Origin of the sequence: Pseudonocardia sp. UM4_GMWB1, from assembly GCF_017312155.1 — a bacterium.
GTDB classification, from domain to species: Bacteria; Actinomycetota; Actinomycetes; order Mycobacteriales; family Pseudonocardiaceae; genus Pseudonocardia; species Pseudonocardia alni.
This window is the reverse complement of the sequence record NZ_QJPN01000001.1, coordinates 1,418,793-1,443,030: the sequence shown is the minus strand read 5'-3', so window position 1 is coordinate 1,443,030 and position 24,238 is coordinate 1,418,793. Positions and strand designations below refer to the sequence as shown.

The following is a 24,238-nucleotide window of genomic DNA, read 5'->3' as shown; positions in this document are numbered from 1 at the left end:
CGAGACGTCACAGGATCCGTCATGCCCCCAGAGTTCGACATCGCGCCGACGACGTTCCATGTCACGACGCACGTCCACACCGACGGCCCGATCCCGGGCCCGCACTCCCTGCTCACCCTGACCTCCTCCGCGTACGGAGCGGACGGGGTCCTGATCGGCACCTTCACCGCCAACCTCCGGGAGCTCCCGGGGGCCACCCTGCACCCGACCGCGCTGGCGACCTGGCGCACCCGGGCGGAGGACTGGCTCCTGACCCGGCGGGCCTCGCGCCCACCGGGGCAGGTGGCGAACGACTACGCAGCCTGGGTCACCGACCTGGGCGAGCGTGCGCTGTTCGTCGCCGACCCGGAGGAACCGGACCACCTGTTCGTCTACTGGTACCTGCAGCGTTTCGCAGGCCGGTGGCCGTTCGCGGGGACCGTTCCCGCCCTCGGCGGGACGCCCCGGCCCTGGGCCCCACCGCCGTGCCCGCTGCGCGGGTGCGCCCCGGTCGAGGTCCCGGAGCCGACCGAGGTGACGGCGGCCTGACCGCGACACACACCCCCGTCCGCGCCGATGACCACCGGTGTGGACGGGGGCGTCGTCGTGTGCGGGCTTCGCGATCGCGACCGTTCCGCGGCGAACCGCCGCGGCGACGGCCGGTGCGGGCCTAGCGTGCGCCCGTCCGTGATCCGCCCGTCCGCACCGGAGGCCGACGTGCCCGACATCCACCCGGACCTGCGTGTCGACCCGGCCGCCCCGGCCGGGGCGGCGGAAACGCTCGACCGGGCCGCGTCCCGGCTGGCCGACGCGCTCCGCACCCTCGACGCCGACGCCCGCCGGGTCGAGCCGTGGCTGGGGGATCCGGCCAGCGCCGAGGCCGCCGCCCGCTACGCCGTCCACGCCGCGGACGGCCCCGACGCCGCGATCGGCCGGCTGCGCACCCTGCACGCGGAGCTGCTGCGGGCCCGCGACGCCGCCGGTGCCATCGGGCGTGCCTACACCCGCACCGAGGAGTCGACGACGGACGCGGTGAACCGGGGTGTACGGTGACCGCGCCGCGCTGGGCGGGGCTGACCCACGCCGAGATCGTCGCGATGGTGGCGGCCGGTCCGGGCCCCTCGGCGTCGGCCGGGGCGGAGCGGGCGTGGCGCGACGCCGCCGCCGCGCTCACCGACGTCCACCGCGAGCTGTCCGGGCAGGTCCGTGACCTGCCCGGAGGGTGGTCCGGCGGCACCGCGGACGGCGTCACCGTGGCGTTCGGGTCGCTGGACGGCTGGGTCGTCTCCGCCGCCGTCGACGCGGGCCGCACCGCCGACGCACTCGCCGCCCAGGCCGGGCTCGCCGCGGACCTCCGGGCCCGGATGCCGGCCGCCGCGGCGCCGACGCCGCCGGAGGCCGCACCCACCGGCCCGGCCCTGCTCGACGACTGGGCGGCCGCCGACCTCGCCGCGGGCAACTCGGCCGGCCGGGCCGCGGAGCTGATGGTCCGCTACGACGACGACACCCGCCTCACCGGCGCCCCGTGGACCGGGTGGGGTGCGTCCCCGGTCGTCACCCGCGACGGCACCGCCCCCGCCTCCCCCGCTGTCCCGGCCCTGTCGCCCGGCGGGCCCCAGCCCGGCCCCGGCGGCGACGCGGACCCGGCCCCGGACCCGGCGGGCGGCGCCGGGACGGGGACGACGGTGTTCGCGGGGATCGGCTTCGGCGGGATCACCGCGGCGGTGCTGACCGGGAACGGACGGGCCGGGGTGCCCGGGGCACGGCCGATCGACGTCGGCGGGCCCTCCTCCGGGCCGGCTCCCGCGACCGATGCCCCCCGCACCGGCGGCACGCCCGGCGCACCCGGCACGGACACCGGCACCGGCGACCTCCGGGCCGGTCCGGCGTCCCCCGCGGGCGCCGGCGTCCCGGACGGCGTCGACGGCACGGACCCCGGCGGCGGCAGCACCGCGGTGACCGCCGCGGTGCTCGCGGGCGGGGCGCTCGGCGGGGCCGGGATCGTGATCGGCGCCACGATCCGCCGGGAGCGGCAGGCCCGGGACGGACGCAGGCCCGCCGGGGGCGGCACGCCGCCCGGACACCCGCGCCCCGGCGACGCGGTCGGCCACGGGGCACCGTCCTGCGGTGTCGCCCAGGACCCGCGGGGTGACGGACCGCCGAGCGGGGCCGAGCACCGCCCGCCCTCCGGCGATGCGACGACCAGCGGCACCCGCGCCCCCAGCGGCACCCCGGCCGCCGACGGTGGGGCGCCGCCGGCGCCCGGTGGCCCCGCCCCGGACGGCGCCACCGGGAACACCGGGCCCGACGGCGGCCCCACGCCACACGCAGGCCCCGCTCCCGGCGCGACCACGAGCGACCGACCGTTCCCGGACGGAACCGGCGGCGGTGCCGCCCCCGGAGACCCCGACGGTCCCCGGAGCCCGGTCCACCACGGCGTCACCACCGGTGACCTCGCCGTTCCCCAGCCCGACGGCCCGGCGCCCCACGGCGCCGTCACACACGCCCGCCACGCCCCGCCGCCGATGCCGCCACCGGGCGACCCGGCCGTCACCCCCGCCGGGGTGCCGGTGGGCGCGGTCCCGGCCGCCCCACACCCGGTCGCGGCGACCGTCGGCGCGCCCGCCGACCCCCGCACCCCGGCCTGGCGCCTCGTCACCGACGAGCACGCCGCCCCCGACGACCCCCCGGAGCAGCCCGGTGCCCGACCCGACCCCGGCGTCCTGCGCCCCGACGCCCGCTGGAGGGGCCGTGGCTGAGCCCGCGCCCTGGACCCCCTCGGCGCCGTTCGTGCTCACCGGCGCCGAGTTCGACGTCGTCTGGGAGCACCTGGGGCTCGGCGCCACCCCGGTGGCGCTGCGGCTGCCCTCCCCCGGGCGCACCCGCGAGGAACGACGCCGGGTCGTGGCGGCCGGCGTCGGCGGGCTGCGCGCCCGCGGCCTCGCCGGTCCGGCCGGACCCGACCCCGCGCTGGTACGGCTGCTGGCCCTGCTCGCCCGTCCCGACCACCATCTGGAGGTGCGCGGCCGTTTCGACGACGGGCCGCTGCGCGCGGTCGCCGCCGAGCGCGACGGCGACGGTGTCCTCGCCGTCCACACCGGCGGAGCCGTCACCGTCACCGCGGCGGGCTCACCGGCACACGCCGCGGTGTCGGCCCTGCCCCGGCGTGCGCCGGGGCCCGGGCCCGCCGTGGCCCTGCCCACCACCGAGCTGGCCCGCCTCCTCGACGCGGACGCACACACCGACCCCGGCACGGACGGGGACGACGAGCAGCGGGCCCTGCTCGCACGGCTGCTCGCCGCGCCCGCGCACCGTGCGCAGATCTGCGCCGTCCGGCACGACCGCTGGGGCAGCCCGTCGCGGCTGCCGGGGCACGTCGCCGTCGTCGACACGCCGCGAGGGCGCTACCGGCTGACCCGCGGGACCGGCGCGCACGGCGGACCGGAGTGGTCCACCCTCGCCCCCGCGGGCGACGGCGAGCTGCGCGACCGGTGCGCGGAGCTGTTCAGTCCAGGTCGGAGTGCTGCATGAGCTGACGGCCCGCCTCGGTGATCGACCCGGACAGCGACGGGTACACCGAGAACGTGTGGGCCAGGTCGTCCACGCCGAGCCCGTTCTGGACCGCCATCGCGATCGGCAGGATCAGCTCGCTCGCGACCGGGGCGACCACGACACCACCGATGACCACGCCGGACGCCGGGCGGCAGAACAGCTTCACGAAGCCGCGGCGCAGCCCGCGCATCTTGGCGCGCGGGTTCGTCGACAGCGGCAGCATCACGGTGCGGGCCGGGACCTCACCGGAGTCGATCGCGTTCTGGCTGATCCCGACGGTCGCGATCTCGGGGCGGGTGAACACGTTCGCCGCGACGGTCCGCAGCCGGATCGGGGACACGCCCTCGCCCAGCGCGTGCCACATCGCGATCCGGCCCTGCATGGCCGCGACCGAGGCGAGCATGAGCACCCCGGTGCAGTCGCCGGCCGCGTAGACGCCCGGCTCGGAGGTGCGCGAGACCTTGTCGACGGGGACGAACCCGCCGCGGTCGGTCTCGATGCCGATCTTCTCCAGGCCGAGGTCGGCGGTGTTCGGGATCGACCCGACGGTCATCAGGGCGTGCGAGCCCTCGACGACCCGGCCGTCGGACAGCGTGACGCGGACGCCGTCGCCGGTGTTCTCGACCGAGTCCGCGCGGGCGTGGGCGAGGATCTCGACGCCGCGCTCGGCGAAGACCTCCTCGAGCACGGCCGCGGCGTCGGCGTCCTCGTGCGGGAGGACCCGGTCACGGCTGGAGACCAGGCTGACCCGGCAGCCGAGCTCGACGTAGGCGGAGCAGAACTCCGCGCCCGTCACGCCCGACCCGATCACGATCAGGTGCTCCGGCAGCTCGTCGAGGTCGTAGAGCTGGCGCCAGTCGAGGATCCGGTCGCCGTCGGGCCGGGCGGAGTCCAGCACCCGCGGGGTGGCCCCGGTCGCGATGAGGACGACGTCGGCGACGAGCTCCTCGACCGTCCCGTCGGTGTGGGTGGCGGTCACCTCGTGCGCGGCGCGGGCCGCGGCGGGCCCGGCGAACTGCGCGGTGCCGGCGATGATCCGGACGCCCTCGTCCTCCAGCCGGGCCCGCACGTCGGCGGACTGGGCGAGAGCGAGGGACTTGACCCGCTCGTTGACCGCGGGCAGGTCGACCGCGGAGTTGCCGCGGTCCACCAGCACGCCGAGGTCCTCGGCACGGTGCAGGTCGACCCGGACGGCCGCGGAGGAGATGAAGGTCTTCGAGGGGACGCAGTCGTAGACGACGCAGGCGCCGCCCATCCCGTCCCGCTCGACGACGGTCACCTCGCTGCCGTGCTGTGCCGCGACGAGTGCGGCCTCGTACCCGGCCGGTCCGCCGCCCATGATGACGATGCGGGTCACGGGAGATCCCCCTGGAGAAGTCGGTGGTGGTGGACCGGCAGGCGGTCCCGCCCGCCGGCGTCGACGGGGCTCACAGTACGCGTGTCCCATCATTACGACCGGGCGGGTCGAGGCCCCGCCGGGCTCCCCATTACCCTGCACGCGTGCCGCTGTATGCCGCGTACGGGTCGAACATGGACCCCGAGCAGATGAAGGAGCGCGCCCCGCACTCGCCGATGGCCGGGACCGGGTGGCTCCAGGGCTGGCGGCTGACGTTCGGCGGCGAGGACTACACCTGGGAGGGCGCGCTCTCCACCGTGGTGGAGGAGCCGGGCTCGCAGGTGTTCGTCGTGCTCTACGACGTCCCCGAGCACGACGAACGCCAGCTCGACCGCTGGGAGGGCGGCGAGCTGGGCATGCACAAGAAGCTGCGGCTGCGCGTCGCCACCCTCGACGGCAGCGTCCTCGCGTTCATCTACGTGCTGAACGCCTACGAGGGCGGGGACCCGTCGGCCCGCTACCTGGGCGTCATCGCCGACGCCGCGGAGACCGCGGGCGCCCCGGACGACTACGTCAACGAGCTGCGCAGCAGGCCCAGCCGCAAGTCCTCCCCCGGCAACCAGTCCTGACCGGCCGCACCGGCTGACGACGACGGCCCGGCCCCCCTCGCGGGGGCCGGGCCGTCGTCGTTCACCGCGGGAGACGGTGGTTCAGGAGGCCGCCTGCGCCAGCGCGGACAGCGCGGCCTGCACCAGCACCCGCGACCCGAACGGCAGGGCCCGCTCGTCGAGGTCGAAGGTCGGCTGGTGGATGTCCCGCTGCTTGCCGGTGCCCGGCCACACCCCGAGCCGCGCCATGGCGCCCGCGGAGTGCTCCAGGTACCAGGCGAAGTCCTCGCCGCCCGAGGACTGCTCGGTGGAGGCGTCGGCGGCCTCGCCACCGACGGTCACCGCGGCGTCGCGCAGCATCCCGGTGGACACCGCGTCGTTGACGACCGGCGGGACACCACGGACGTGGTCGAGCACGTAGCCGACACCGGTCGGGGCCAGCACGGACGCGACGAGCGCCCGCAGCTTCTCCTCGAGCTCGGTCCAGGTGGCGTGGTCGGCGGTGCGGAGGGTGCCGCGCAGCAGGCCGGACTGCGGGATCGCGTTCGCCGCGTCCCCGGCGTGCACCGCACCCCAGGTCAGGACGGTGCCCGAGCGCGGGTCGACGTGGCGGGTCAGCAGCAGCGGCACCTGGGTGGCCAGCAGCCCGAGCGCCTGCACGAGGTCGGCGGTCAGGTGCGGGCGCGAGGTGTGCCCGCCCGGGGAGGTCAGCCGGACCTCGATGAGGTCGCAGGCCGAGGTGATCGGCCCGACCCGGGTGCCGAGCCGTCCGACCTCCAGGCGCGGGTCGCAGTGCAGTGCGAAGATCCGCTGCACGCCCTCCATCACGCCCTGCTCGACGGCGTCGAGCGCACCGCCCGGCTGCACCTCCTCGGCCGGCTGGAACACCAGCCGGACCCGGCCGGGCAGCGACGGCGCGGACTGCAGCGCCAGTGCCGCGCCGAGCAGCATCGCGGTGTGCGCGTCGTGCCCGCAGGCGTGCATGACGCCGGGCACCTCGGAGGCGAACGGGAGACCGGTCTGCTCCTGCAGGGGCAGCGCGTCCATGTCCGCGCGCAGGGCGACCAGCGGCTCGCCGTGCCCCACCTCGCAGACGACACCGGTGCCGCCGCGCAGCGTGCGCGGCTCCAGACCGGCCCGCAGCAGGGTCTCCGAGACCCGCGCGGTCGTGAGGTGCTCGCGACGGGCCAGCTCGGGCTGGGCGTGGATCGCGCGGCGCCAGCCGACGATCTCGCCCTTGTGCGCCCGCATCCACGACTCCAGCCAGGCCGGACCCGTGCCGGAGCCGAGATCGTCGACCGCGGGATCGGTGATCTCCGGGAGCTCGGTGCGGGTCTGCAGCGCAGTCACCTTGTCCTCCTCGTACTGGCCCTCGGTGGGAACGGCCCGCATGCCCGCGGTCGACGCGGACGGCGTTCGGTCGTCTCCCACCACCCATGATGGTGCTCACCCGTCCGGCGGTGTTCCAGTCGAAATCGTCCGTTCCCGTCTCGGGGCGGCAAGGGGTCGGCGAGCTGCTGCCAGCGGGTTCACTGCTCCAGGTGAACGGCCGCGTGCGACCGCTCCTCCCGTCGGCGAACGGCCATCCTCGCCGTTCACCGGCGGTTCGGACGCCCCCCGCGGGGAACTCCCGGGACGACGACACCGGCCCGCGGCCGGAACGCCACCGGACCGTGACCGTCCGCACGCCCGGCCCGCCTCGGCGGCCGTCCGGCGTCCCGGAACGACCAGCTTCGTGACGCACCGTCATCACTGCGCACCGCCGGTGACGACCTCGGCCGGGAACGGTGTGCGGGGACGGGCCGCGCGGGCACGATGGAACAATCGGCGGCGTGTCCGTTCCCGAGGGCGAGGTCCAGCGCCGACAGTTCGCCGGGCGGTACCGCGTCGACGGTCCGCTCGGGAGCGGCGCGATGGGCACCGTCTGGTCGGGTTTCGACGAGGTACTGCACCGCCGCGTCGCGCTCAAGGAGCTGAAGATCCCCGACGGCATCCCGGCCGGGGAGAAGCTGGAGCTGCGGGAACGCATCATGCGGGAGGCCCGGGCACTGGCCGGGTTGTCGCACCCCAACGTCGTGACCGTCTTCGACGTGCTCGACTCCGGCGGCGACGAGCCGCTGGTGGTCATGGAGCTGGTGCCGTCGAAGAACCTGGCCGCGGCGATCACCGAGCTGGGCAGGCTCGACGCCGCGCAGGCCGGCGTCGTCGGGCACGGCACCGCGGCGGCGCTGCGGGCCGCCCACCGGGCCGGGATCACCCACCGCGACGTGAAGCCCGGCAACGTCCTGATCTCCGACGACGGCCGGATCAAGCTCACCGACTTCGGCATCGCCCGCAACGAGTCCGACGCGCCGATGACCTCCGCGGGCCTCGTGCTCGGCTCCCCCGCCTACATCGCGCCCGAGGTCGCCGCGGGCCAGCCGGTCACGCCGGCCGCGGACCTGTGGGGCCTCGGCGCGACGCTCTGGGCCGCCGTCGAGGGCCGCCCGCCCTACGACGTCGACGGTGACCCGGTCCGCACCATCACCGAGGTCGTCGACGGTCCCGTCCCCGCGCCGACGGTCACCGGCCCACTCGCCGAGGTCATCGCCGGGCTGATGGTCAAGGAGCCGTCGGGCCGGATGCCGCTCGACGAGGTCCGAGCCCGGCTGCGCCCGCTGCTCGCCGACCCGGACGACCCGATCTTCCCCGGCTCCCCGGACGTGCCGACCGTGATGGCGCGGGTGCCCGCACCGACCGGCGCGGCCTCGGCACCGGCACCGGCACCGGCACCGCCGCGGGTTGCCGCACCGCCCCCGCGCGGCCCGGTCGGCCCCACCGGCACCGGCACCTACGGCCGCGTCCCGGCCGCCGACCCCGTGCCCGCCCCGGCACCGCCGCCCGCCGAGCCGCCGCGCCCGCGGCAGGCCCGCCCGTCGTCGCGGGGGGCGGCGCCCGCCCGTACCGCGGCGGCCGGCCCGACCACCGTGCTCGGCGCCGTCCCGCTGGTGCTCAGCGGCGCCCTGATCGTGCTGCTCGGCGCGCTCGCCGGGTTCGCCGGGGTCCGCGCGCTGGCCGGGCAGGAACCGCTGTCGACGGTCACCGTCGCCACCGACCGGTCGCTGCGCACCACCTACCCGGACCCGCTCGGCTTCACCGTGCCGGTGCCCGACGGCTGGACGCAGTTCCGCTCGCCCGCCCCCGACGGCTCGGTCGTCGTCCGCTTCGTCAGCCCGGACGGCCGTCAGGAGCTCTCGGTCCGGGCGGCGACCTCGGTCCGGGCCGTCACCGACGCCCTCACCCCCGAGGCGCTGGGCGTCGACCCGGTCGAGGCCGGGCCGGTCGAGCAGCTGCCCGACGGCTCCAGCCAGGTCGCGCTCACCACCGGCAGCGGCAGCGCGCAGCGCAGCACGCTGATGCGCATCATTCCCGGCCGCGACCAGCTCGACGGGGTCTGGGTACTGCAGCTGACCTCCCCCGCCGGCCGCGCCGAGGACGCCGTCGCGGGCCTGTTCGACGCCATCGGCTCGGGCTTCCGCGCCACCCCGGGCTGAGCCGGCCACGGCGCCGGCGGCCCCTAGGCTGGCGCGCATGGCCGACACCGCCGACCCCACCGCTCGCGCCCACGCCGCCGCCGCCGAGCTCGCCCGCCGCACCGGCACCGACACCCACGACGTGGCGGTGGTCCTGGGCTCCGGCTGGCGTCCGGCCGCCGACGTCCTCGGCACCCCGGACACCGAGGTCCCGATGGCCGAGTTGCCCGGGTTCGTCGCGCCGTCCGCGGTCGGCCACGGCGGCACCGCCCGCTCGCTGCGCATCGGCGACACCCGGGTGCTGGTCCTGCTCGGGCGCACCCACCTCTACGAGGGCCACGGGATGGACCCGGTCGTGCACGGCGTCCGCACCGCCGCGGCGGCCGGTGTCCGCACGGTCGTGCTGACCAACGCGGCGGGCGGCATCACCGAGGGCCTGTCGGTCGGGCAGCCGGTGCTGATCTCCGACCACCTCAACCTGCTGGCGCGCTCGCCGCTGCACGGCGCGCATTTCGTCGACCTCACCGACGCCTACTCCCCCCGGCTGCGCGCCGCCGCCCGCGAGCTGGACCCGTCGCTGGTCGACGGCGTCTACGCCGGGCTGCCCGGTCCGCACTTCGAGACCCCGGCCGAGATCCGGATGCTGCGCACGCTGGGCGCGGACCTGGTCGGGATGTCCACCGTCGCCGAGACGATCGCCGCCCGCGCCGCCGGACTGGAGGTCGCCGGCATCTCGCTGGTCACCAACCTGGCCGCGGGTCTGTCCGGGCAGCCGCTGAACCACCAGGAGGTCCTCGACGCCGGCGCCGCGGCGGCGACCCGGATGGGCTCGCTGCTGCGCGACCTCGTCGGCCGCATCTGATGGTGCTGCCGGGGCCGCTGCGCGACGCGGCGCTGCGCTGGATCGCCGACGACCCCGACCCGGGCACCCGGGCCGAGCTGCAGCGCGTGCTGGCCACCGCGATGGCCGGCGGCGACGGTGCCACGGCGGCCGGCGACGAGCTGGCCGACCGGCTGTCCGGGCCGCTGCGCTTCGGCACCGCCGGGCTGCGCGGGCCGGTGCGGGCCGGGCCGTCGGGGATGAACGTCGCCGTCGTGACCAGGGCGACCGCCGGGCTGGCCGCCCACCTGGCCCGGACCACGGGCACCGGCCGGGTCGTCGTCGGCCGGGACGCCCGGCACGGGTCGGCGGCATTCGCCGAGGCCAGCGCCCGAGTGCTGACCGGCGCCGGGTTCACCGTGACCCTGCTCGACGGCCCCGTCCCCACCCCGCTGGTGGCCTTCGCCGTGCGCCACCTCGGCGCGGTCGCCGGGATCGCCGTCACCGCCTCGCACAACCCGCCCGCCGACAACGGCTACAAGGTCTACCTCGCCGACGGCGCGCAGCTCGTGGGCCCCCACGACGCCGCCATCGAGGACGCGATCACCGCCGCCCCGCCCGCGGTGTCGGTGCCGCTCGGGCCGCTGCCGGACCCGGCGGAGGTCACCGGCGCCTACCTGGACCGGGTCGCGACGCTGTCGGGGAACACCGGGGCGCCCGCGCCGCGGATCGCGCTCACCCCGATGCACGGCGTCGGCGGCGCGACCGCGGTCGCCGCGCTCGCCCGGGCCGGGGTGCACGACGTCGCCGTCGTCGCGAGCCAGGCCGTGCCCGACCCCGACTTCCCGACGGTCGCCTTCCCGAACCCGGAGGAGCCCGGCGCGACCGACGCGCTGCTCGCGCTGGCCGCCCGGAGCGGCGCGGACCTCGCCGTCGCGCTGGACCCGGACGCCGACCGGTGCGCGCTCGGCGTCGCCTTCCCCGACGGCTGGCGGATGCTGTCCGGCGACGAGACCGGCGTGCTGCTCGGCGACCACGTCCTGCGGACCGGGACCGCGGCGGACCCGCTCGTCGCGACGACCGTCGTGTCGTCGTCGATGCTCGCCCGGGTCGCGGCCGCCCGCGGGGCCCGCTCCGCCGAGACCCTCACCGGGTTCAAGTGGATCGTGCGGGCCGGCGACGGGCTCGTCTTCGGCTACGAGGAGGCGATCGGACTCTGCGTCGACCCCGACGGCGTCCGGGACAAGGACGGCGTCTCCGCCGCCGTCGTCGCCGCGGACCTGGTACGCGGGCTCGCCGCGGCCGGGTCGTCGGTGCCGCGGCGGCTCGACGAGCTGGCCGCAGAGTTCGGCGTGCACGCCACCCGGGGTGTCTCGATCCGGATGGCCCCCGTCGAGCGCGACGCCGCCGTCGCCCGGCTGCGCGCCGCGCCCCCGGCCGGCTGGGAGGCCGACCGCCCGGCCCCCGACGTCCTGCGGCTGCGGCGCCCCGGGACCCGCGTGGTGATCCGCCCGTCGGGGACCGAGCCGAAGCTCAAGGCCTACCTGGAGGTCGTGGAGGACCCCACCGGCGACGTGGCCGCGGTGCCGGCGTCGCGGGCCGTCGCCGCGGAGCGCCTGGCCGCGCTGCGCGCGGAGGTCGACGGGATGCTCGCCGGATGAGCGCGCGCCTGCTCCTGGTCCACCACACGCCGTCCCCCGCCACCGCGGAGCTGCTCGCCGAGGTCCGCGCGGGCGCGGCCGACCCGGACATCACCGGGGTGGAGGTCGTCGCCCGCGCCGCCCTGGCCGCGACGGCGAGCGACCTGCTCGCCGCGGACGCCGTCGTCCTCGGGACGCCGGCGAACATCGGCTACATGTCCGGCGCGCTCAAGCACTTCCTCGACCAGGTCTTCTACGTCTGCGCCGACGACACCCGCGGCCTGCCCTACGGGCTGTGGGTGCACGGCGGCTCGGACACCTCCGGCGCGACCCGCTCGGTGACGACGGTCGCCGGGGCGATGGGCTGGACCGCGGCGGCCGCGCCGGTCGAGGTCGCGGGTCCCCCGGACGCCGCCGCCCGGGCCGCGTGCCGCGAGCTGGGCGCGGTCGTCGCCGCGACCGTCATGCCGGAGGGCTGAGCTACCGGCGCCCGGTGGCGGGCCGCACCCCGAGGTGCGCCTCGATCCGGTCGGCCCACACCGACGCGATCGTGCGGTAGGCGCCCGGTCCGGCGTGCAGGCCGTCCGCGGTCCGCCCGGCGGGGAACAGGGTGGCGGTGTCGACGAACTCCACCGAGTGCCCGGCCGCCCGGTGCGCGGCGGCGACCCGGGGCAGGTACTCGGCCAGCCGCGCCCGCTCGGCCCGTTGCTTCGGCAGCGGCGCCCACACCCCGGCCATGATCACGTGGGTGTGCGGTGCGGCCGCGAACACGCGGTCCAGCAGCCGGTCCAGGCTCGCCGCCGTCGCCCGCGCGCTCGCGTCCTGCAACAGGTCGTTGGTCCCGGCGTGCAGCAGCACGACGTCCGGCTGCGCGGCCAGCACCCAGCCGCCCGTCATCGGCACCATCCGGGCCGCCGTCCAGCCGGAGCGGCCCTCGTGGTCGGTGTCGGGCAGCGCGTCAGGCCCGGAGCTGCGGGAGCCGACGTAGTCGATGCGGACGCCGTCGGCGGCCAGGCGCTGCCACAGCGGGAGGCGGTAACCGGCCGTCGCCGGGCTCCCCACCCCGACCGTCGACGACGCGCCCAGCGGCATCACCCGCACCACCCCGGGATCGTCGACGGCGGCGGGCACCTCGGCGTCCTCCGGCCGGTCCGCCGCGGGCAGCGCCGACAGCGCGACCGCGGCCACCGTCGCCACGACCCCGGTGAGGATGCGGCGGGAGGGCCTCACGGCGGACTCAGACCGCGCCGAACTGGCGGTCCCCGGCGTCGCCGAGGCCGGGGACGATGAACGCGGAGTCGTTGAGCCGCTCGTCGATGCTGGCGGTCACCATCCGGACCGGCAGCCCGGACGCGCGCAGCCGCTCCACGCCCTCCGGCGCGGACAGCGCGCAGAGGACCGTCACGTCGTCGGCGCCGCGGCGGGTCAGCAGCTCCACGGTGTGCACCATCGAGCCGCCGGTGGCCAGCATCGGGTCGAGCACGAACACCGGCCGCCCGACGAGGCTGTCGGGCAGCGACTCCATGTAGGGCACCGGCCGGTGGGTCGTCTCGTCGCGGGCCATGCCGACGAAGCCCATCTGCGAGTCCGGGATCAGGTTCAGCGCGGCCTCGGCCATCCCCAGCCCGGCCCGCAGCACGGGGACGAGCACCGGCGGGACGGCGAGCCGGTGACCGACCGTCCGCGAGACCGGGGTGTGGATCCGCTCCTCGGCCAGCGGCGCCGAGCGGGTGGCCTCGTAGACCAGCATCAGGGTGAGCTCGCGCAACGCCGCCCGGAAGGTCGCGTTGTCGGTGCGGGCGTCCCGCATGGTGCTGAGCCGGGCCCGCGCGAGCGGGTGGTCGACGACGATCGTGTCCACGGCCGCACACCCTACGGCGGCCGGGCCGCGCGGAGATCCCCCGTGAGGAGGCGCCCGGCCCACCGATCCGGTGCCGTCGCCCCGCCGGGCCGTGGGACCCGACGGCCGGACGCGCTCCGTGTCCTGCGACGATGCCGTCCCGTGACCGGACGGACACCGGGACGTCATCCCCGGACGTTGACACGGATGCGTGTCACGGTTCACGAAGCGTGAGAAGCACGCGCTCACCGACGAGTGACGCCGGGACCGGCCGGATGCATCTCCTCGCCCTCCCGGGTGAGGCCGCGGACACCCTCGCAGACCTTGCGTGACAGCCGATCCCGGAGCGGAACCGTGATCACCAACGGTTGCCGGTCGGACACGGCCGGTTCCCCGGATCGCGTGATCGACCGCGTGGAGTGCCACGATCAGCACGCGCGGTCGCCGATCTCGCGATTCACCTGACCCGAACGGGTGGTATGGCCGAAACGGTGTCACATCGAGGGTACCGCCGACGCTGTACTAGACGACAAGGAGGTGATCCGATGCCGGAGAACACGACTTCCGAGGAGCAGACGTTGATCGCTGCTGCGGAAAAGCTCACGCAGTGCGACGGATACGTTGTTCTGGCGGTGGACCCACAGACCGGGGAGGTGGACGCGCACGGCCCGTTCGACGGGATGACGGCGACCGTCAAGGCCGACCAGCTGCGACGCGACTTCGACCGGGGTGGACTCGAGGACGTGTCCATCGGAGTGGTCCGACTGCACTCCCAGGCCTGACCCCGCACGACCGTGATCCGCCGGGCCGGCGACACCCGAGGTGGTGGGACCGGCCGGCGGCAGGACGCGACGATAGGCTCGCCCCGTGGCAAGCGACATCGTCCCGATCCGGCTCGCTCTCACCCGGGGCGACGTGGTCACCCTGTGGGCTCCCCCCTGGCGCGAGGACGGCGAGGAGTGGGAAGCCTTCCTCGGCGACGACGAGCACGTGTTCGTCTTCGACGAGGTGGCCGGTCTCGCCGCGTTCGTGCGGACCGCACCCGAGCACGACCTGGCCGACCACCCCGCGTGGTCCGCGGTCCCCGGGCTCGCGGTCGCCGAGCTGACCCCCGACGCCGTCCACCGGTACGACCTGGTCGGTCTGCCGGAGCTGGCCGCCGCCGACCCGGACGCGCTGACCGTGCAGGAGCTGCACGAGACCGTCTCGATCGTCCGGTCGCTGGCCGACGTCTGCGACCTCTCCGCCGTGATCGCCGCGCTCGACGGCGAGCCCACGTTCGCGCTGCTGCGCGAGGGCGAGCAGGCCTTCGCCGGACGTGACGGCGCCAAGCGCTGGACCGCGCTGTCCGAGGCGATCGCGACGCACTGGGACGGGATCGTCGACACCGTCGACGACCTCGTCGCCACACCGGACCTCGACGCCGGGGCGCTGGACAAGGCGCGCGCCGAGGAACAGGAGCTGCGCGACCGTCTCGCCGAACAGCCCCTCGACGACGACGAGGCCCTCGAGGCCGCCGCGCTCGCCGCGGGCACCGAGGACGCCGACACCGCCGCGGAAAAGCCGAACGGCTTCTGGGCCGAGGTCGGCATCGACCCGATCCGCATCGAGGTCGGCGACCGCTCCGTGGTCAGCCTGCGCTGCTACCTCGACGACAAGCCGGTCTTCCTCGGCTCCGACGGCCGGATCGACGTGTTCGGCTCCGAGCGTGCGCTGTTCCGGGCGCTGGCCGACCGGGAGCACCCCGCCGTCGCCGGGACCGACCTGACCGCGGCCGTCACCTTCGCCGAGGTGCTCGACGCGGCCGCCGTCGGCGAGCTCGACGGCGGCGTCGAGGACATGAACACCTACGTGCTGACCGGGATCGGCCCCGACCTCGCCGAGGGCGTGCTCGACCTGGACCCGGTCCAGCTCGACCTGGCCTCGGAGCTGCTGACCGACGTCGGCGAGTGGGCCGGGGACCCCGAGCCCGCCGAGGTCCTCGCCGAGTCCAACAGCCTCGGCTGGCTCGTGTCGTTCGTCGTGCGGCCGGACCCGACGCGGATGGCGCCCAGCCCGCCGTTCACCCAGGAGGCGCAGTCCTGGGGCGAGCTCGTCGCCGGGCTCGAGGCCCGGCTGCGGGAGCACTAGCCCGATCGGCCCCGCAAGGGGCCTGCCCAGGGCCGGAAGAACCGGAGCGCCGGGGCGTTCCGGGATGTCCCAGCTCTGACATTCGACCGGATATTGTCAGCGTCGGGGACTTGTGATTCGCTTATGTCGTCAGCAGTCATCTCGACAAGGTGGTCGACGGCATGCGCGTTCCCGATCAGGTCCGCACCCGAGCCCAGGCGGCGATCCCGATGCGCCGCCAGATCCAGGCGCTGCATCTGATGCAGCGGGCCAGGAGGCTGGTGGTCGGTGACGGGCAACCACGCTTCAGCGAGTCCGACATCGCGGAGGTGTCCGACCTCGACCTGACCGAGATCGACGTCAGCAACCCGTTCCTGTGGCGTCAGCAGCAGTGGCTGCCCTACTTCCGTCGGCTGCGCGACGAGGCGCCCGTGCACTTCCGGGCCGACAGCGCGTTCGGGCCGTTCTGGTCGGTCACCCGGTACGACGACATCGTGCGGGTCGACAAGGACTTCGAGACCTTCTCCGCGGAACCGCAGATCGTCCTCGGTTCGCCGCCGGACGGTCTCGACATCGAGATGTTCATCGCGATGGACCCGCCGCGCCACGACCAGCAGCGCGCAGCCGTGCAGGGTGTCGTGGCTCCGAAGAACCTCGAGGAGATGGAGGGCCTGATCCGTTCGCGTGTGCGGGAGGTCCTCGACGGGTTGCCGGTGGGAGAGCCGTTCGACTGGGTCGACCGGGTCAGCGTGGAGCTGACCTCGCGGATGCTGGCCACCCTGCTCGACTTCCCGTACGACCAGCGCCGCAAGCTGGTGCAGTGGACGGATCTGGTGGCGACGAGCGCGTCGGCGACCGGCGGCTCCAACAACACCGACGAGATCTACCGCGGCGCCGCGGAGATGGCACGCGCCTTCAGCGAGCTGTGGCACGAGAAGGCGGCTCGTCTCGCCGACGGTGACGAGCCGGGTTACGACCTCATCACCCTCATGCAGCTCTCCGAGGACACCAAGGACCTGATCCATCGTCCGATGGAGTTCCTGGGCAACCTGGTACTGCTCGTGGTGGGCGGCAACGACACCACCCGGAACTCGATGACCGGTGGCGTGCTGGCCCTCAACCAGTTCCCCGAGCAGTTCGACCGGCTGCGGGCCGATCCGTCGCTCGTGCCGAAGCTGGTCCACGAGATCCTGCGGTGGCAGACACCGCTGGCCTACATGCGCCGGGTCGCCACGCGCGACACCGTCCTGAACGGCCAGTTCATCCGCAAGGGCGACAAGGTCGTCATGTGGTACGCCTCGGCGAACCGGGACGAGCGGACGTTCGAGGACCCGGACTCGTTCCTCATCGACAGGCGGAACGCACGGCACCACCTTGCGTTCGGTATCGGTCCGCACCGCTGCATGGGCAGCCGGCTCGCCGAGTTGCAGTTGCGCATCCTCTGGGAGGAGCTGCTCGCACGCTTCGACGACATCGAGGTCCTCGCCGAACCGACCCGGGTGCAGTCGAACTTCGTGCGCGGCTACAGCTCGATGATGGTGCGGCTGACGCCTGCGGGTGGAGAGCGGCCCGGCGACGGCCCGTACCGCTCGGCCCTGGCCGCCGAGCGGGGGGCGGCCCCGGCTGCGGAGTCGTCCGCCTCGCCCGTCTCCGAGCCCACCCCCACCGCGACGCCGACGTCGTCGTCCCGGGTCGGGCGGGCCACCCCGCGCGGCGCCGGCCTCCTGGACCTGCAGGTCGCGTCGCGCCGCGAGGTGGCCGAAGGGGTCGTCGAGCTGACCCTCACCGACCCCACGGGCGCCGCCTTGCCGGCCTGGGCGCCCGGTGCCCACATCGACGTGGTCCTGAACCGCGGGCTGACACGGCAGTACTCCTTGTGCGGCGACCCAGCGCCGGGCTCCCCTTGGAGGGTGGCGGTGCTGCGCGAACCGCGGAGTCGCGGAGGGTCGGCGTACGTGCACGACACGCTGGATGTGGGGCACACGCTGCGTGTCCGAGGTCCCCGCAACCACTTCGCCCTCGAACCGTCACCTCGCTACCAGTTCATCGCCGGCGGCATCGGCATCACCCCCATCCGCGCCATGGTCGAGTCCGCCCGGTCCGACGGCGCCGACTGGCACCTGTTGTACGGCGGCCGGTCCCGGACGTCGATGGCCTTCCTCGACGAGCTCGACGACGACGAGCGGGTGACCGTGTGGCCCCAGGACGAGCGCGGCCTGCTCGACCTCGACTCGGTCCTGGGCACCCCGCGGACCGACACCCTCGTCTACTGCTGCGGCCCGGGCGCACTCCTCGACGCGGTCGAGGGCAGGTGCGGTACCTGGCCCCGGGACAGCCTGCATCTCGAACGGTTCGTGGCCGCGGTGGCCGACCCGACCACGGGAGGGCTGGACACGTTCGAGGTCGAATGCGCCGCCTCGGGGGTCACCGTGGACGTCGCTCGAGGCATGTCGGTCTTCGACGCGCTGGAGCAGGCCGGTGTGGCCGTGATGGGCTCCTGCATGGAGGGCATCTGCGGCACCTGCGAGGCCGACGTCGTCGAGGGCACCCCCGATCACCGCGACGCGGTGCTCTCGCGGGCCGAGCGGGAGCGGGGTGAGGTCATGATGACGTGCGTGTCACGCGCGCTGACCCGGCGACTGGTCCTGGACCTCTGAGACGGCTGCCGTCGGGGGGCCGGGACTCAGGCGAATCCGCGCACCACGTGCCTGACCCGGTCCACGGCCTGGTCGACCTCCACGGTCGGTTGCAGCAGATGGCTGAGGACGAGCCGGACCACGGTGTCGACCATGGCCTCGGGGGCGGCCGCACCGAGCTGGGCGCCGAGGGCCTGCACGGCGTTGCCGAGCACGACGTCCGGATGCACGGCGACCAGCTCCAGGAGACCGTGGTCGTGGCCGGGACGCAGGACCGCGGCGAGGACCGCGTTCTCCCGACCGTGGTCGAGTGCGTGGCGCGCCGCCGCGGCGATCCCGTCCTCCAGCGAGTCGGGATGGGCCGCCACTCCCTCCTGCACCCGCGCCAGGAACCGTTCGACCTCACGGTCCACCACGGCGCGGCCGAGTTCGGCCTTGGTACCGACCTCCTTGTGCAGGCTCTGCCGCGGCACTCCGGAGCGCTGGGCGACCTTGGTGATGCTGAGCCGGTCCCAGCCCTCCTCGGTGATCAGCTCGACCGAGGCGTCCAGCACCCTCTCGAGCCGCAACGCGCGCAGTTCGGTGTAGAAGGCAGGAGCACTCATGCGACGAGCGTAGGACAGCAGTGACACGCGGCTCCGCGCCCTCGCGTCGGCCCGGACACCGGTGCGGGGACCGCCGGGCCCACCACGGTCGTGTCGATCGGGACGAGGAGCGTCGGCTTGGCCGGCACGACTAGCGCGACAGGGCCTCGTACCCGGGCTTGATGACGTCCTCGATGAGCGCCAGGCGCTCGTCGAACCCGATGAACGCCGACTTCATCGCATTGACGGTGAACCAGCGCAGGGTGTCCCAGCCGTAGCCGAAGGTCTCGGCCAGGTCGTACATCTCGCTGGTCATGGTGCAGCCGGACATCAGCCGGTTGTCGGTGTTGACCGTGACCCGGAACCGCAGGTCGGTGAGCAGCCCGATGGGATGCTCGGCCAGCGACGACGCGGCGCCGGTGTGCACGTTCGAGGTCGGGCACATCTCCAGCGGGACGCGGCTGTCGCGGACCCAGGCGGCGAGGCGGCCCAGGTGCGGGCCGTCGTCGGTGACGGTGATGTCGTCGACGATCCGGACGCCGTGTCCGAGCCGGTCGGCGCCGCACCACTGCACGGCCTCCCAGATCGACGGCAGCCCGAACGCCTCACCGGCGTGGATGGTGACGTGGGCGTTCTGCTGACGGACGTACTCGAACGCGTCGAGGTGGCGGGTGGGCGGGAACCCCTTCTCGGCGCCGGCGATGTCGAACCCGACCACGCCGGAGTCGCGGTGGCGCACGGCCAGCTCGGCGATCTCCCGGGACCGGGCGGCGTGCCGCATCGCGGTGAGCAGGGTGCCGACCCGGACGGTGTTCCCGGCCGCCGCGGCGCGGGCGGTGCCGATCCGGAACCCGTCGAGGACGGCCGCGATGACGGCGTCGAGGTCCAGACCGCCCTCGACGTGCAGCTCGGGGGCGAAACGCACCTCGGCGTAGACGACACCGTCGGCGGCCAGGTCCTCGGCGGCCTCGGCCGCGACCCGGGTCAGCGCCTCCCGGGTCTGCAGCACGGCGACGGTGTGCCCGAAGGTCTCGAGGTAGCGGACCAGCGAGCCGGAGTGGGCGGCACCGAGGAACCAGGCCGCGAGCTCGCCGGGGTCGGTGGTGGGGAGCTTGTCGTAGCCGTACTCGCGGGCCAGGTCGACGACGGTCCCGACCCGCAGGCCGCCGTCGAGGTGGTCGTGCAGGAGCACCTTGGGGGCGCGGCGGACGGTGTCGCGGGTGACCGGGACGGGAGCGGTGGGATCTGCCACCCGGGCACGGTACCGAGCGGCGTGGCGCGCGACGACCGGCGCCCGGACCTGCCATGATCGACCCGATCCGGGCGCGGAGACATGCCCCGGACGGCCGAGCGCAACACCGTCCGTCGACCCTCGTACGGCGGTCGCTACCCTCTGGGCACTCCCCACTTGGCTCAGAGGAAGCGCAGCAGGTGCCATGAGCGACACTTCGAACCTCTCGTTCGACCGGATGCGCGGCATGCTCATGCGAGCGGCCGAGATCCGTGACAGCGAACAGCAGCAGATCTTCGACTCCCTCGACGAGATCCACGCCCGGCTGGCGGCCCTGGACGCCATCGGCACCGTGCGCAAGAAGCTCACCGAACTCCCCGACCGGACCGAGCTGAACGTCCTGGCCGAGCGCCTCGACGAGACCGTGTCCAAGCTGGACAACACCGAGATCGTGCTCGGCGCGATCACCCGGGCCATCGAGTCCCTGCCGGACAAGCTGGCCAAGCCGATCGCCCAGCTCGACGGGCGGCTCGACGGCATGGGCGGGCGCCTCGAGGGCGTCTCGGGCCGGATGGACGGCCTGGACGACCGCCTGGGCGGCCTGCACAAGCGCCTCGACGACCTCGACAACCGCCTCGACCGGCACGAGATGCGGCTCGACGCGATGCCGAACGCCGTCGCCTCCCCGATCAAGGAGCGGGTCGACGGCGTCGAGCGTCAGGTGCGCGAGCAGCTCGACGCGGCCGTGCACTCCTTCGAGGAGACCGGCGAGGGCCTGCGCAATCTGCTGGGCGACACCTCGGTGGGCCTGCACCGCCGCCTGGAGGACCTGGCCCAGCGCCCGGCCGTCGACCCGGCCCCGGCGTTCGACGCCCTCACCGAGCGGCTGGAGGCCCTCTCCGCCCGCCTGGAGGAGGTCGGCACCCGGCTCGACTCGGTCGAGTCCGGTCTCGACGGCAAGCTGACCGACCTGGACGGGTCGGTCAAGGAGCGGGTCGGCAAGCTCGGCGGGTCCCTGAAGGACCGCCTCGGCGAGCTCGACGGCTCGGTCACCGAGCGGCTGTCGTCGCTGTCGGAGGCCGTGGACGGCCGGTTCGACGCGCTCGGCGAGAGCGTCGACGGCCGCCTCGACAAGCTGACCGGCGACGTCGACGGCCGCCTCGACAAGCTGACCGGGGAGGTCGACACCCGCCTCGAGAAGCTCGCCGGCGACGTGGACAAGCTCTCGACGGGCGTCGACGACCGGCTCGCCGGCCTCGACACCGTGCTGCGCGACCGTCCGGACACCGGCTCGGTCAGCGACCTGGTCACCAAGGCCAACGCCGAGTCCGAGCGCCGCAACGCCAGCCAGCTCGACGAGGCCATGGCGACGTTCGCGGAGCTGATCATGGGCCGGGGTGGGCAGTACGCCCAGCAGGCCCCGCCGCCCCCGCCCCGCCCGGCCCAGCGCCGCGGGCGGGCCAAGGTCGCGGTGAAGAGCCAGAACGGTGCCTCCGCCGCCGACCTGGTCGGCGACGACCCGGACGACTGAGCCGCCGGTTCTCCTGACGGACGCCGCGCCCCGCACGCCGGGGGCGCGGTGTTCGTGCGTTCCGGGCCCTTGCACCGGCCGGTGACAACCGGCCGCGACGGTCCCATCGTCTCCGCACCGCTGCCGGTGGACGGAGGTCGTCGTGGATCCTGCCCTCAGCTCCGCCCCAACCGCGCCCCGCACGCCCCGGCGGGGGTGCCCCCAGGGGAACTCTCGTAGCGCTCTAAGCCACGAAGGTTCCCCTGGGGGCACCCCGCGGGGGGCGACGCAGGAGGGTCAGCGGCGGGCGAGGCGGCGGAAGACGGCGTCGAGCTCGGACACCTTCAGCACCCGCATCCCGGCGACGGCCAGCGGCAGCGCGATCAGCGCGCCACCGACCAGCAGGGTCCAGGCGCGAGCCACGTCCGGCCAGTCCGCCAGCACCGGGCCCAGCAGCCGGGTGAGACCCCAGGCGACGGCGGCGGCGACCGCGGAGGCGGACGCGACCTTGGCCAGGCACACCAGGACCTCGCCGGAGCGGGCCCGCCCGAGGCGGCGGCGCAGCAGCCACTGCCCGAGCACCGCGCCCCCGACGAACGAGACCCCGTTCGCCGCGGCGAGGCCGAGCACGACCTGCTCCGGCGGGAGCAGCAGCGGGCACGCCAGCAACAGCGGGATCTTGACCCCCACCATGCCGACCTGGATCAGCGTCGGGGTGCGGGAGTCGGTCATCGCGTAGAACACGCGCATCTGCAGCATCGTGACCGCGTAGGGCAGCAGCCCGAACGCCGACCAGGCGACGGCCTGACCGAGGCGCTCGGCCCCGGTCCCGCTGCCCGCCCCGACGGAGAACAGCGCGGTGCCCAGGGACGGGCCGAACGCCGTCATGACGGCCGCGATCGGGACGAGCCCGACGGTGGACAGGCGCGCGCCGAGCGAGAGGTCGGTGACGACCTGGTCGACGTCGCCCTTGGCCGCGGCGCGGCTCATCCGCGGCATCAGTGCGGTCAGCAGCGACACCCCGAGCACCCCGTACGGGACCTGGAGCAGCAGCCACGCGTTCATGTAGGTCGCGACCGACCCCTCGGACGCCGACGCGGCGACCCGGGTGGTGACGATGTAGCCGGCCTGCCCGACAAGCACGTAGGCCACGATCCACAGCGCCATCCCGCCGGCCAGCGACAGCCGCGGGTCCCAGCCCCACACCGGGCGGTAGCGGAACCCGATGCTGCGCATGAACGGGATGAGCACCAGTGCCTGGACGACGATGCCGAGCGTCGTCCCGACACCCAGCACCAGCAGCTTCGGGTCACCCATCCGGACCGGGTCGACCGAGATCTCCCCCGGCACGAGCACGTAGACGACGAGCACACCCAGCAGGACCAGGTTGTTGAGCACCGGCGCCCAGGCGAACGGCCCGAACACCTGTTTCGAGTTCAGGACCGCGCCGAGCAGCGCGCCGATGCCGTAGAAGAAGATCTGCGGCAGCAGCAGCCAGGCGAACGCCGTGGCCAGGGCCGGGTTGGCCTGCCCGGTGTCCCCCGAGCCGAGGTAGAGCCTCGTCAGCAGCGGGGCGGCGGCCATCGCGATCAGGGTCGCGACCAGCAACGCGGCCCCGACGACGGTGAGCAGACGCCGGGTGAAGCGTTCGCCGCCGTCGGCGTCCTCGGCCTGGGCGCGGACCAGCACCGGGATCATCACGCTGGTCAGGACCCCGCCGAGCAGCAGCTCGTAGACGATGTTCGGCAGCGTGTTCGAGATCGTGTAGGAGTCGTTGACGACCGCGAAGCCCAGCACCGCGACCAGCGCGAGGTTCCGGACGAAGCCGGTGAGCCTGCTGACCAGGCTGGCGATCGCGATCATGCCGGAGGAGCGGACGAGCGAGCCGGTGTGCTCCGCGCCGCCGGACGGTGTGGTCCCGGCGGGGTCGTCCCCGGACGTCCCCGGGGCCGGTGCTCCGCCGTCCCCGGGCGTCTCCCCCGCCGGCGCGGTGCCGTGCGAGGGCGTCCCCGGACCCGCGGCGGCGCCGTCCGGGCGCGCCGGGGGTGTGGGACGGCCGGGCGACGCGCCGGCCACCGGTCCCAGCGGGGTGGTCGGCTCCCCCGGGTCGGGGATCCGGCCGGGCCCGAGCGGACGGGTCACCTCGGCGGCCCCCTCCGGGGGCGTCCGCGGGGTCCGCCGGGCGTCGGGGCCCATCACCGGTCGGGGCAGCAGCTGGTGCCGCACCACCGCGGGGTGGGGCGCCCGCTCCGCCGCTCGTCGGTCCTCACGCATCGTCGTCCATCGTGCCGGATCGGAATCGTCGTGCCGACGCCCGCCCGGCACCGCGCCGTCACCCACCGGTGGGCGCACCGGCCCGGCGTCACGGCGCAGCGGCGGGCGTGTCACGGATCCGCCCGTCCCGGCGGCGCCCGCCGGCCACGGCCCGGCTCCGGCCGGCGGGCGTCGGCCGGGGGCCGGGGACGCGGCTCAGCGGGACGGCGTACCGGGCCCGGGCCGCTCCCGCCCCGGGCGCAACTGCGGGTCCCGCCCCGGGGCGGCCGGCGGCCGGTACGGACCCGCCGGCTGGCCGCCACCGGGCCGGGCGTCGCGCCACGGCCCGCCGTGGGGGCGTCCCGTGCGGAGAGGTGCGGCGGCACCGTCCGGCCGAGCGGTACGGGCCGCCCCACCGTCCGGACTCCGGTGCGGCGCGGGCCCGGCCGGGCCCCGGTGCACCGCGGGACCGGCCGGGCCCGGGTGGGCCGCAGGACCGTCGGGGCGCGGGTGGGCACCGTGACCGGCGGGGGCCGGGTGGACTCCGTGACCGGCGGGGTCCGGGTGGGCTCCGTGACCGGTGGGGACCGGGGTTACGCCGTGACCGGCGGGGGCCGGGTGGGCACCG

At 75.4% G+C, this 24,238-nt stretch carries 20 protein-coding genes; 13 read left to right on the top strand and 7 right to left on the bottom strand.

What is annotated here, in order from left to right; translation table 11 throughout:
* Nucleotides 1-21: 21 nt before the first annotated feature.
* From DMP15_RS07050 to DMP15_RS07035, 4 genes are all read left to right on the top strand, one after another.
* The gene (locus tag DMP15_RS07050) at nucleotides 22-528 is read left to right on the top strand and encodes a hypothetical protein (protein WP_073576840.1); all 507 of its coding nucleotides are present in this window, start codon (nucleotides 22-24) and stop codon (nucleotides 526-528) included.
* A gap of 138 nt (nucleotides 529-666) precedes the next feature.
* Nucleotides 667-1,032 (top strand): hypothetical protein, encoded by a 366-nt coding sequence (locus DMP15_RS07045; protein ID WP_337825559.1) that lies wholly within the window; start codon nucleotides 667-669, stop codon nucleotides 1,030-1,032.
* Nucleotides 1,029-2,738 carry a hypothetical protein gene (locus DMP15_RS07040; RefSeq protein WP_073576384.1) on the top strand — a complete coding sequence of 570 codons (1,710 nt, stop codon included), beginning with the start codon at nucleotides 1,029-1,031 and terminating at the stop codon, nucleotides 2,736-2,738. Before DMP15_RS07045 ends, DMP15_RS07040 begins: the two co-directional genes overlap by 4 nt.
* Nucleotides 2,731-3,510: an ESX secretion-associated protein EspG gene (locus DMP15_RS07035; RefSeq protein WP_167379083.1), complete on the top strand. Its 780-nt coding sequence runs from the start codon at nucleotides 2,731-2,733 to the stop codon at nucleotides 3,508-3,510. The genes DMP15_RS07040 and DMP15_RS07035 overlap by 8 nt, the downstream gene beginning before the upstream one ends.
* Here the strand turns inward: DMP15_RS07035 and DMP15_RS07030 are convergent.
* Complete coding sequence (locus tag DMP15_RS07030) at nucleotides 3,485-4,888, bottom strand: NAD(P)H-quinone dehydrogenase (protein WP_073576386.1); 1,404 nt, start codon at nucleotides 4,886-4,888, stop codon at nucleotides 3,485-3,487. The two genes, DMP15_RS07035 and DMP15_RS07030, sit on opposite strands and share 26 nt — an antisense overlap.
* A gap of 143 nt (nucleotides 4,889-5,031) precedes the next feature.
* On the opposite strand from DMP15_RS07030, the gene DMP15_RS07025 reads away from it, so the two are divergent.
* A complete protein-coding gene (locus DMP15_RS07025; RefSeq protein WP_062397641.1) occupies nucleotides 5,032-5,496 on the top strand; it encodes a gamma-glutamylcyclotransferase in 465 nt (154 codons plus the stop codon).
* Nucleotides 5,497-5,577: 81 nt separating this feature from the next.
* Here DMP15_RS07025 and DMP15_RS07020 read toward each other — a convergent pair whose 3' ends face one another.
* Nucleotides 5,578-6,867, bottom strand: coding sequence for an amidohydrolase (locus DMP15_RS07020; protein WP_337826677.1), 1,290 nt, complete (start codon nucleotides 6,865-6,867; stop codon nucleotides 5,578-5,580).
* Between the two features lie 440 nt (nucleotides 6,868-7,307).
* On the opposite strand from DMP15_RS07020, the gene DMP15_RS07015 reads away from it, so the two are divergent.
* Genes DMP15_RS07015 through DMP15_RS07000 form a run of 4 tightly spaced genes read left to right on the top strand, consistent with a single transcriptional unit; the run spans nucleotide 7,308 to nucleotide 11,926 of the window.
* Nucleotides 7,308-9,008: a serine/threonine-protein kinase gene (locus DMP15_RS07015; RefSeq protein WP_337825558.1), complete on the top strand. Its 1,701-nt coding sequence runs from the start codon at nucleotides 7,308-7,310 to the stop codon at nucleotides 9,006-9,008.
* Between the two features lie 37 nt (nucleotides 9,009-9,045).
* Entirely contained in the window at nucleotides 9,046-9,849 is an 804-nt protein-coding gene (locus DMP15_RS07010; protein ID WP_073576387.1) for a purine-nucleoside phosphorylase, read from the top strand.
* Entirely contained in the window at nucleotides 9,849-11,468 is a 1,620-nt protein-coding gene (locus DMP15_RS07005) for a phospho-sugar mutase (RefSeq protein WP_337825557.1), read from the top strand. Before DMP15_RS07010 ends, DMP15_RS07005 begins: the two co-directional genes overlap by 1 nt.
* Nucleotides 11,465-11,926, top strand: coding sequence for a flavodoxin family protein (locus DMP15_RS07000; RefSeq protein ID WP_062397648.1), 462 nt, complete (start codon nucleotides 11,465-11,467; stop codon nucleotides 11,924-11,926). Before DMP15_RS07005 ends, DMP15_RS07000 begins: the two co-directional genes overlap by 4 nt.
* 1 nt (nucleotide 11,927) lies before the next feature.
* On the opposite strand, the gene DMP15_RS06995 is transcribed toward DMP15_RS07000, so the two are convergent.
* Nucleotides 11,928-12,677 carry a GDSL-type esterase/lipase family protein gene (locus DMP15_RS06995; protein WP_073576389.1) on the bottom strand — a complete coding sequence of 250 codons (750 nt, stop codon included), beginning with the start codon at nucleotides 12,675-12,677 and terminating at the stop codon, nucleotides 11,928-11,930.
* A 7-nt stretch (nucleotides 12,678-12,684) separates the two neighbouring features.
* Nucleotides 12,685-13,308, bottom strand: a complete 624-nt coding sequence (upp, locus tag DMP15_RS06990) for a uracil phosphoribosyltransferase (RefSeq protein WP_073576390.1) — start codon at nucleotides 13,306-13,308, stop codon at nucleotides 12,685-12,687.
* 524 nt (nucleotides 13,309-13,832) lie between these two features.
* On the opposite strand from upp, the gene DMP15_RS06985 reads away from it, so the two are divergent.
* From DMP15_RS06985 to DMP15_RS06975, 3 genes are all read left to right on the top strand, one after another.
* Nucleotides 13,833-14,069, top strand: coding sequence for a hypothetical protein (locus tag DMP15_RS06985; RefSeq protein ID WP_073576391.1), 237 nt, complete (start codon nucleotides 13,833-13,835; stop codon nucleotides 14,067-14,069).
* A gap of 85 nt (nucleotides 14,070-14,154) precedes the next feature.
* A complete protein-coding gene (locus tag DMP15_RS06980) occupies nucleotides 14,155-15,417 on the top strand; it encodes a primosomal protein (protein ID WP_337825556.1) in 1,263 nt (420 codons plus the stop codon).
* Nucleotides 15,418-15,578: 161 nt separating this feature from the next.
* Nucleotides 15,579-18,053: a cytochrome P450/oxidoreductase gene (locus tag DMP15_RS06975; RefSeq protein ID WP_337825555.1), complete on the top strand. Its 2,475-nt coding sequence runs from the start codon at nucleotides 15,579-15,581 to the stop codon at nucleotides 18,051-18,053.
* A 26-nt stretch (nucleotides 18,054-18,079) separates the two neighbouring features.
* On the opposite strand, the gene DMP15_RS06970 is transcribed toward DMP15_RS06975, so the two are convergent.
* Both DMP15_RS06970 and DMP15_RS06965 read right to left on the bottom strand, forming a co-directional pair.
* Nucleotides 18,080-18,637: a TetR family transcriptional regulator gene (locus DMP15_RS06970; RefSeq protein WP_073576393.1), complete on the bottom strand. Its 558-nt coding sequence runs from the start codon at nucleotides 18,635-18,637 to the stop codon at nucleotides 18,080-18,082.
* 130 nt (nucleotides 18,638-18,767) lie between these two features.
* On the bottom strand, nucleotides 18,768-19,868 hold the full coding sequence (locus tag DMP15_RS06965; RefSeq protein WP_161151571.1) for an adenosine deaminase: 1,101 nt from the start codon (nucleotides 19,866-19,868) through the stop codon (nucleotides 18,768-18,770).
* A gap of 184 nt (nucleotides 19,869-20,052) precedes the next feature.
* On the opposite strand from DMP15_RS06965, the gene DMP15_RS06960 reads away from it, so the two are divergent.
* Nucleotides 20,053-21,378: a PA containing protein gene (locus tag DMP15_RS06960; RefSeq protein WP_161151570.1), complete on the top strand. Its 1,326-nt coding sequence runs from the start codon at nucleotides 20,053-20,055 to the stop codon at nucleotides 21,376-21,378.
* Between the two features lie 276 nt (nucleotides 21,379-21,654).
* On the opposite strand, the gene murJ is transcribed toward DMP15_RS06960, so the two are convergent.
* Nucleotides 21,655-23,631 (bottom strand): murein biosynthesis integral membrane protein MurJ, encoded by a 1,977-nt coding sequence (murJ, locus tag DMP15_RS06955; protein ID WP_100878699.1) that lies wholly within the window; start codon nucleotides 23,629-23,631, stop codon nucleotides 21,655-21,657.
* Nucleotides 23,632-24,238 lie beyond the last annotated feature (607 nt).

What these genes read in the sequence shown, in the direction of transcription:
- DMP15_RS07005 (WP_337825557.1), top strand. Translation starts at nt 9,849, where the DNA reads ATGGTGCTGCCGGGGCCGCTGCGCGACGCGGCGCTGCGCTGGATCGCC.
- DMP15_RS07000 (WP_062397648.1), top strand. Translation starts at nt 11,465, where the DNA reads ATGAGCGCGCGCCTGCTCCTGGTCCACCACACGCCGTCCCCCGCCACC.
- DMP15_RS07020 (WP_337826677.1), bottom strand. Translation starts at nt 6,867, where the DNA reads ATGCGGGCCGTTCCCACCGAGGGCCAGTACGAGGAGGACAAGGTGACT.
- murJ (WP_100878699.1), bottom strand. Translation starts at nt 23,631, where the DNA reads ATGCGTGAGGACCGACGAGCGGCGGAGCGGGCGCCCCACCCCGCGGTG.
- DMP15_RS07050 (WP_073576840.1), top strand. Translation starts at nt 22, where the DNA reads ATGCCCCCAGAGTTCGACATCGCGCCGACGACGTTCCATGTCACGACG.
- DMP15_RS06975 (WP_337825555.1), top strand. Translation starts at nt 15,579, where the DNA reads ATGCGCGTTCCCGATCAGGTCCGCACCCGAGCCCAGGCGGCGATCCCG.
- DMP15_RS06985 (WP_073576391.1), top strand. Translation starts at nt 13,833, where the DNA reads ATGCCGGAGAACACGACTTCCGAGGAGCAGACGTTGATCGCTGCTGCG.
- DMP15_RS07010 (WP_073576387.1), top strand. Translation starts at nt 9,046, where the DNA reads ATGGCCGACACCGCCGACCCCACCGCTCGCGCCCACGCCGCCGCCGCC.
- DMP15_RS06960 (WP_161151570.1), top strand. Translation starts at nt 20,053, where the DNA reads ATGAGCGACACTTCGAACCTCTCGTTCGACCGGATGCGCGGCATGCTC.
- DMP15_RS06970 (WP_073576393.1), bottom strand. Translation starts at nt 18,637, where the DNA reads ATGAGTGCTCCTGCCTTCTACACCGAACTGCGCGCGTTGCGGCTCGAG.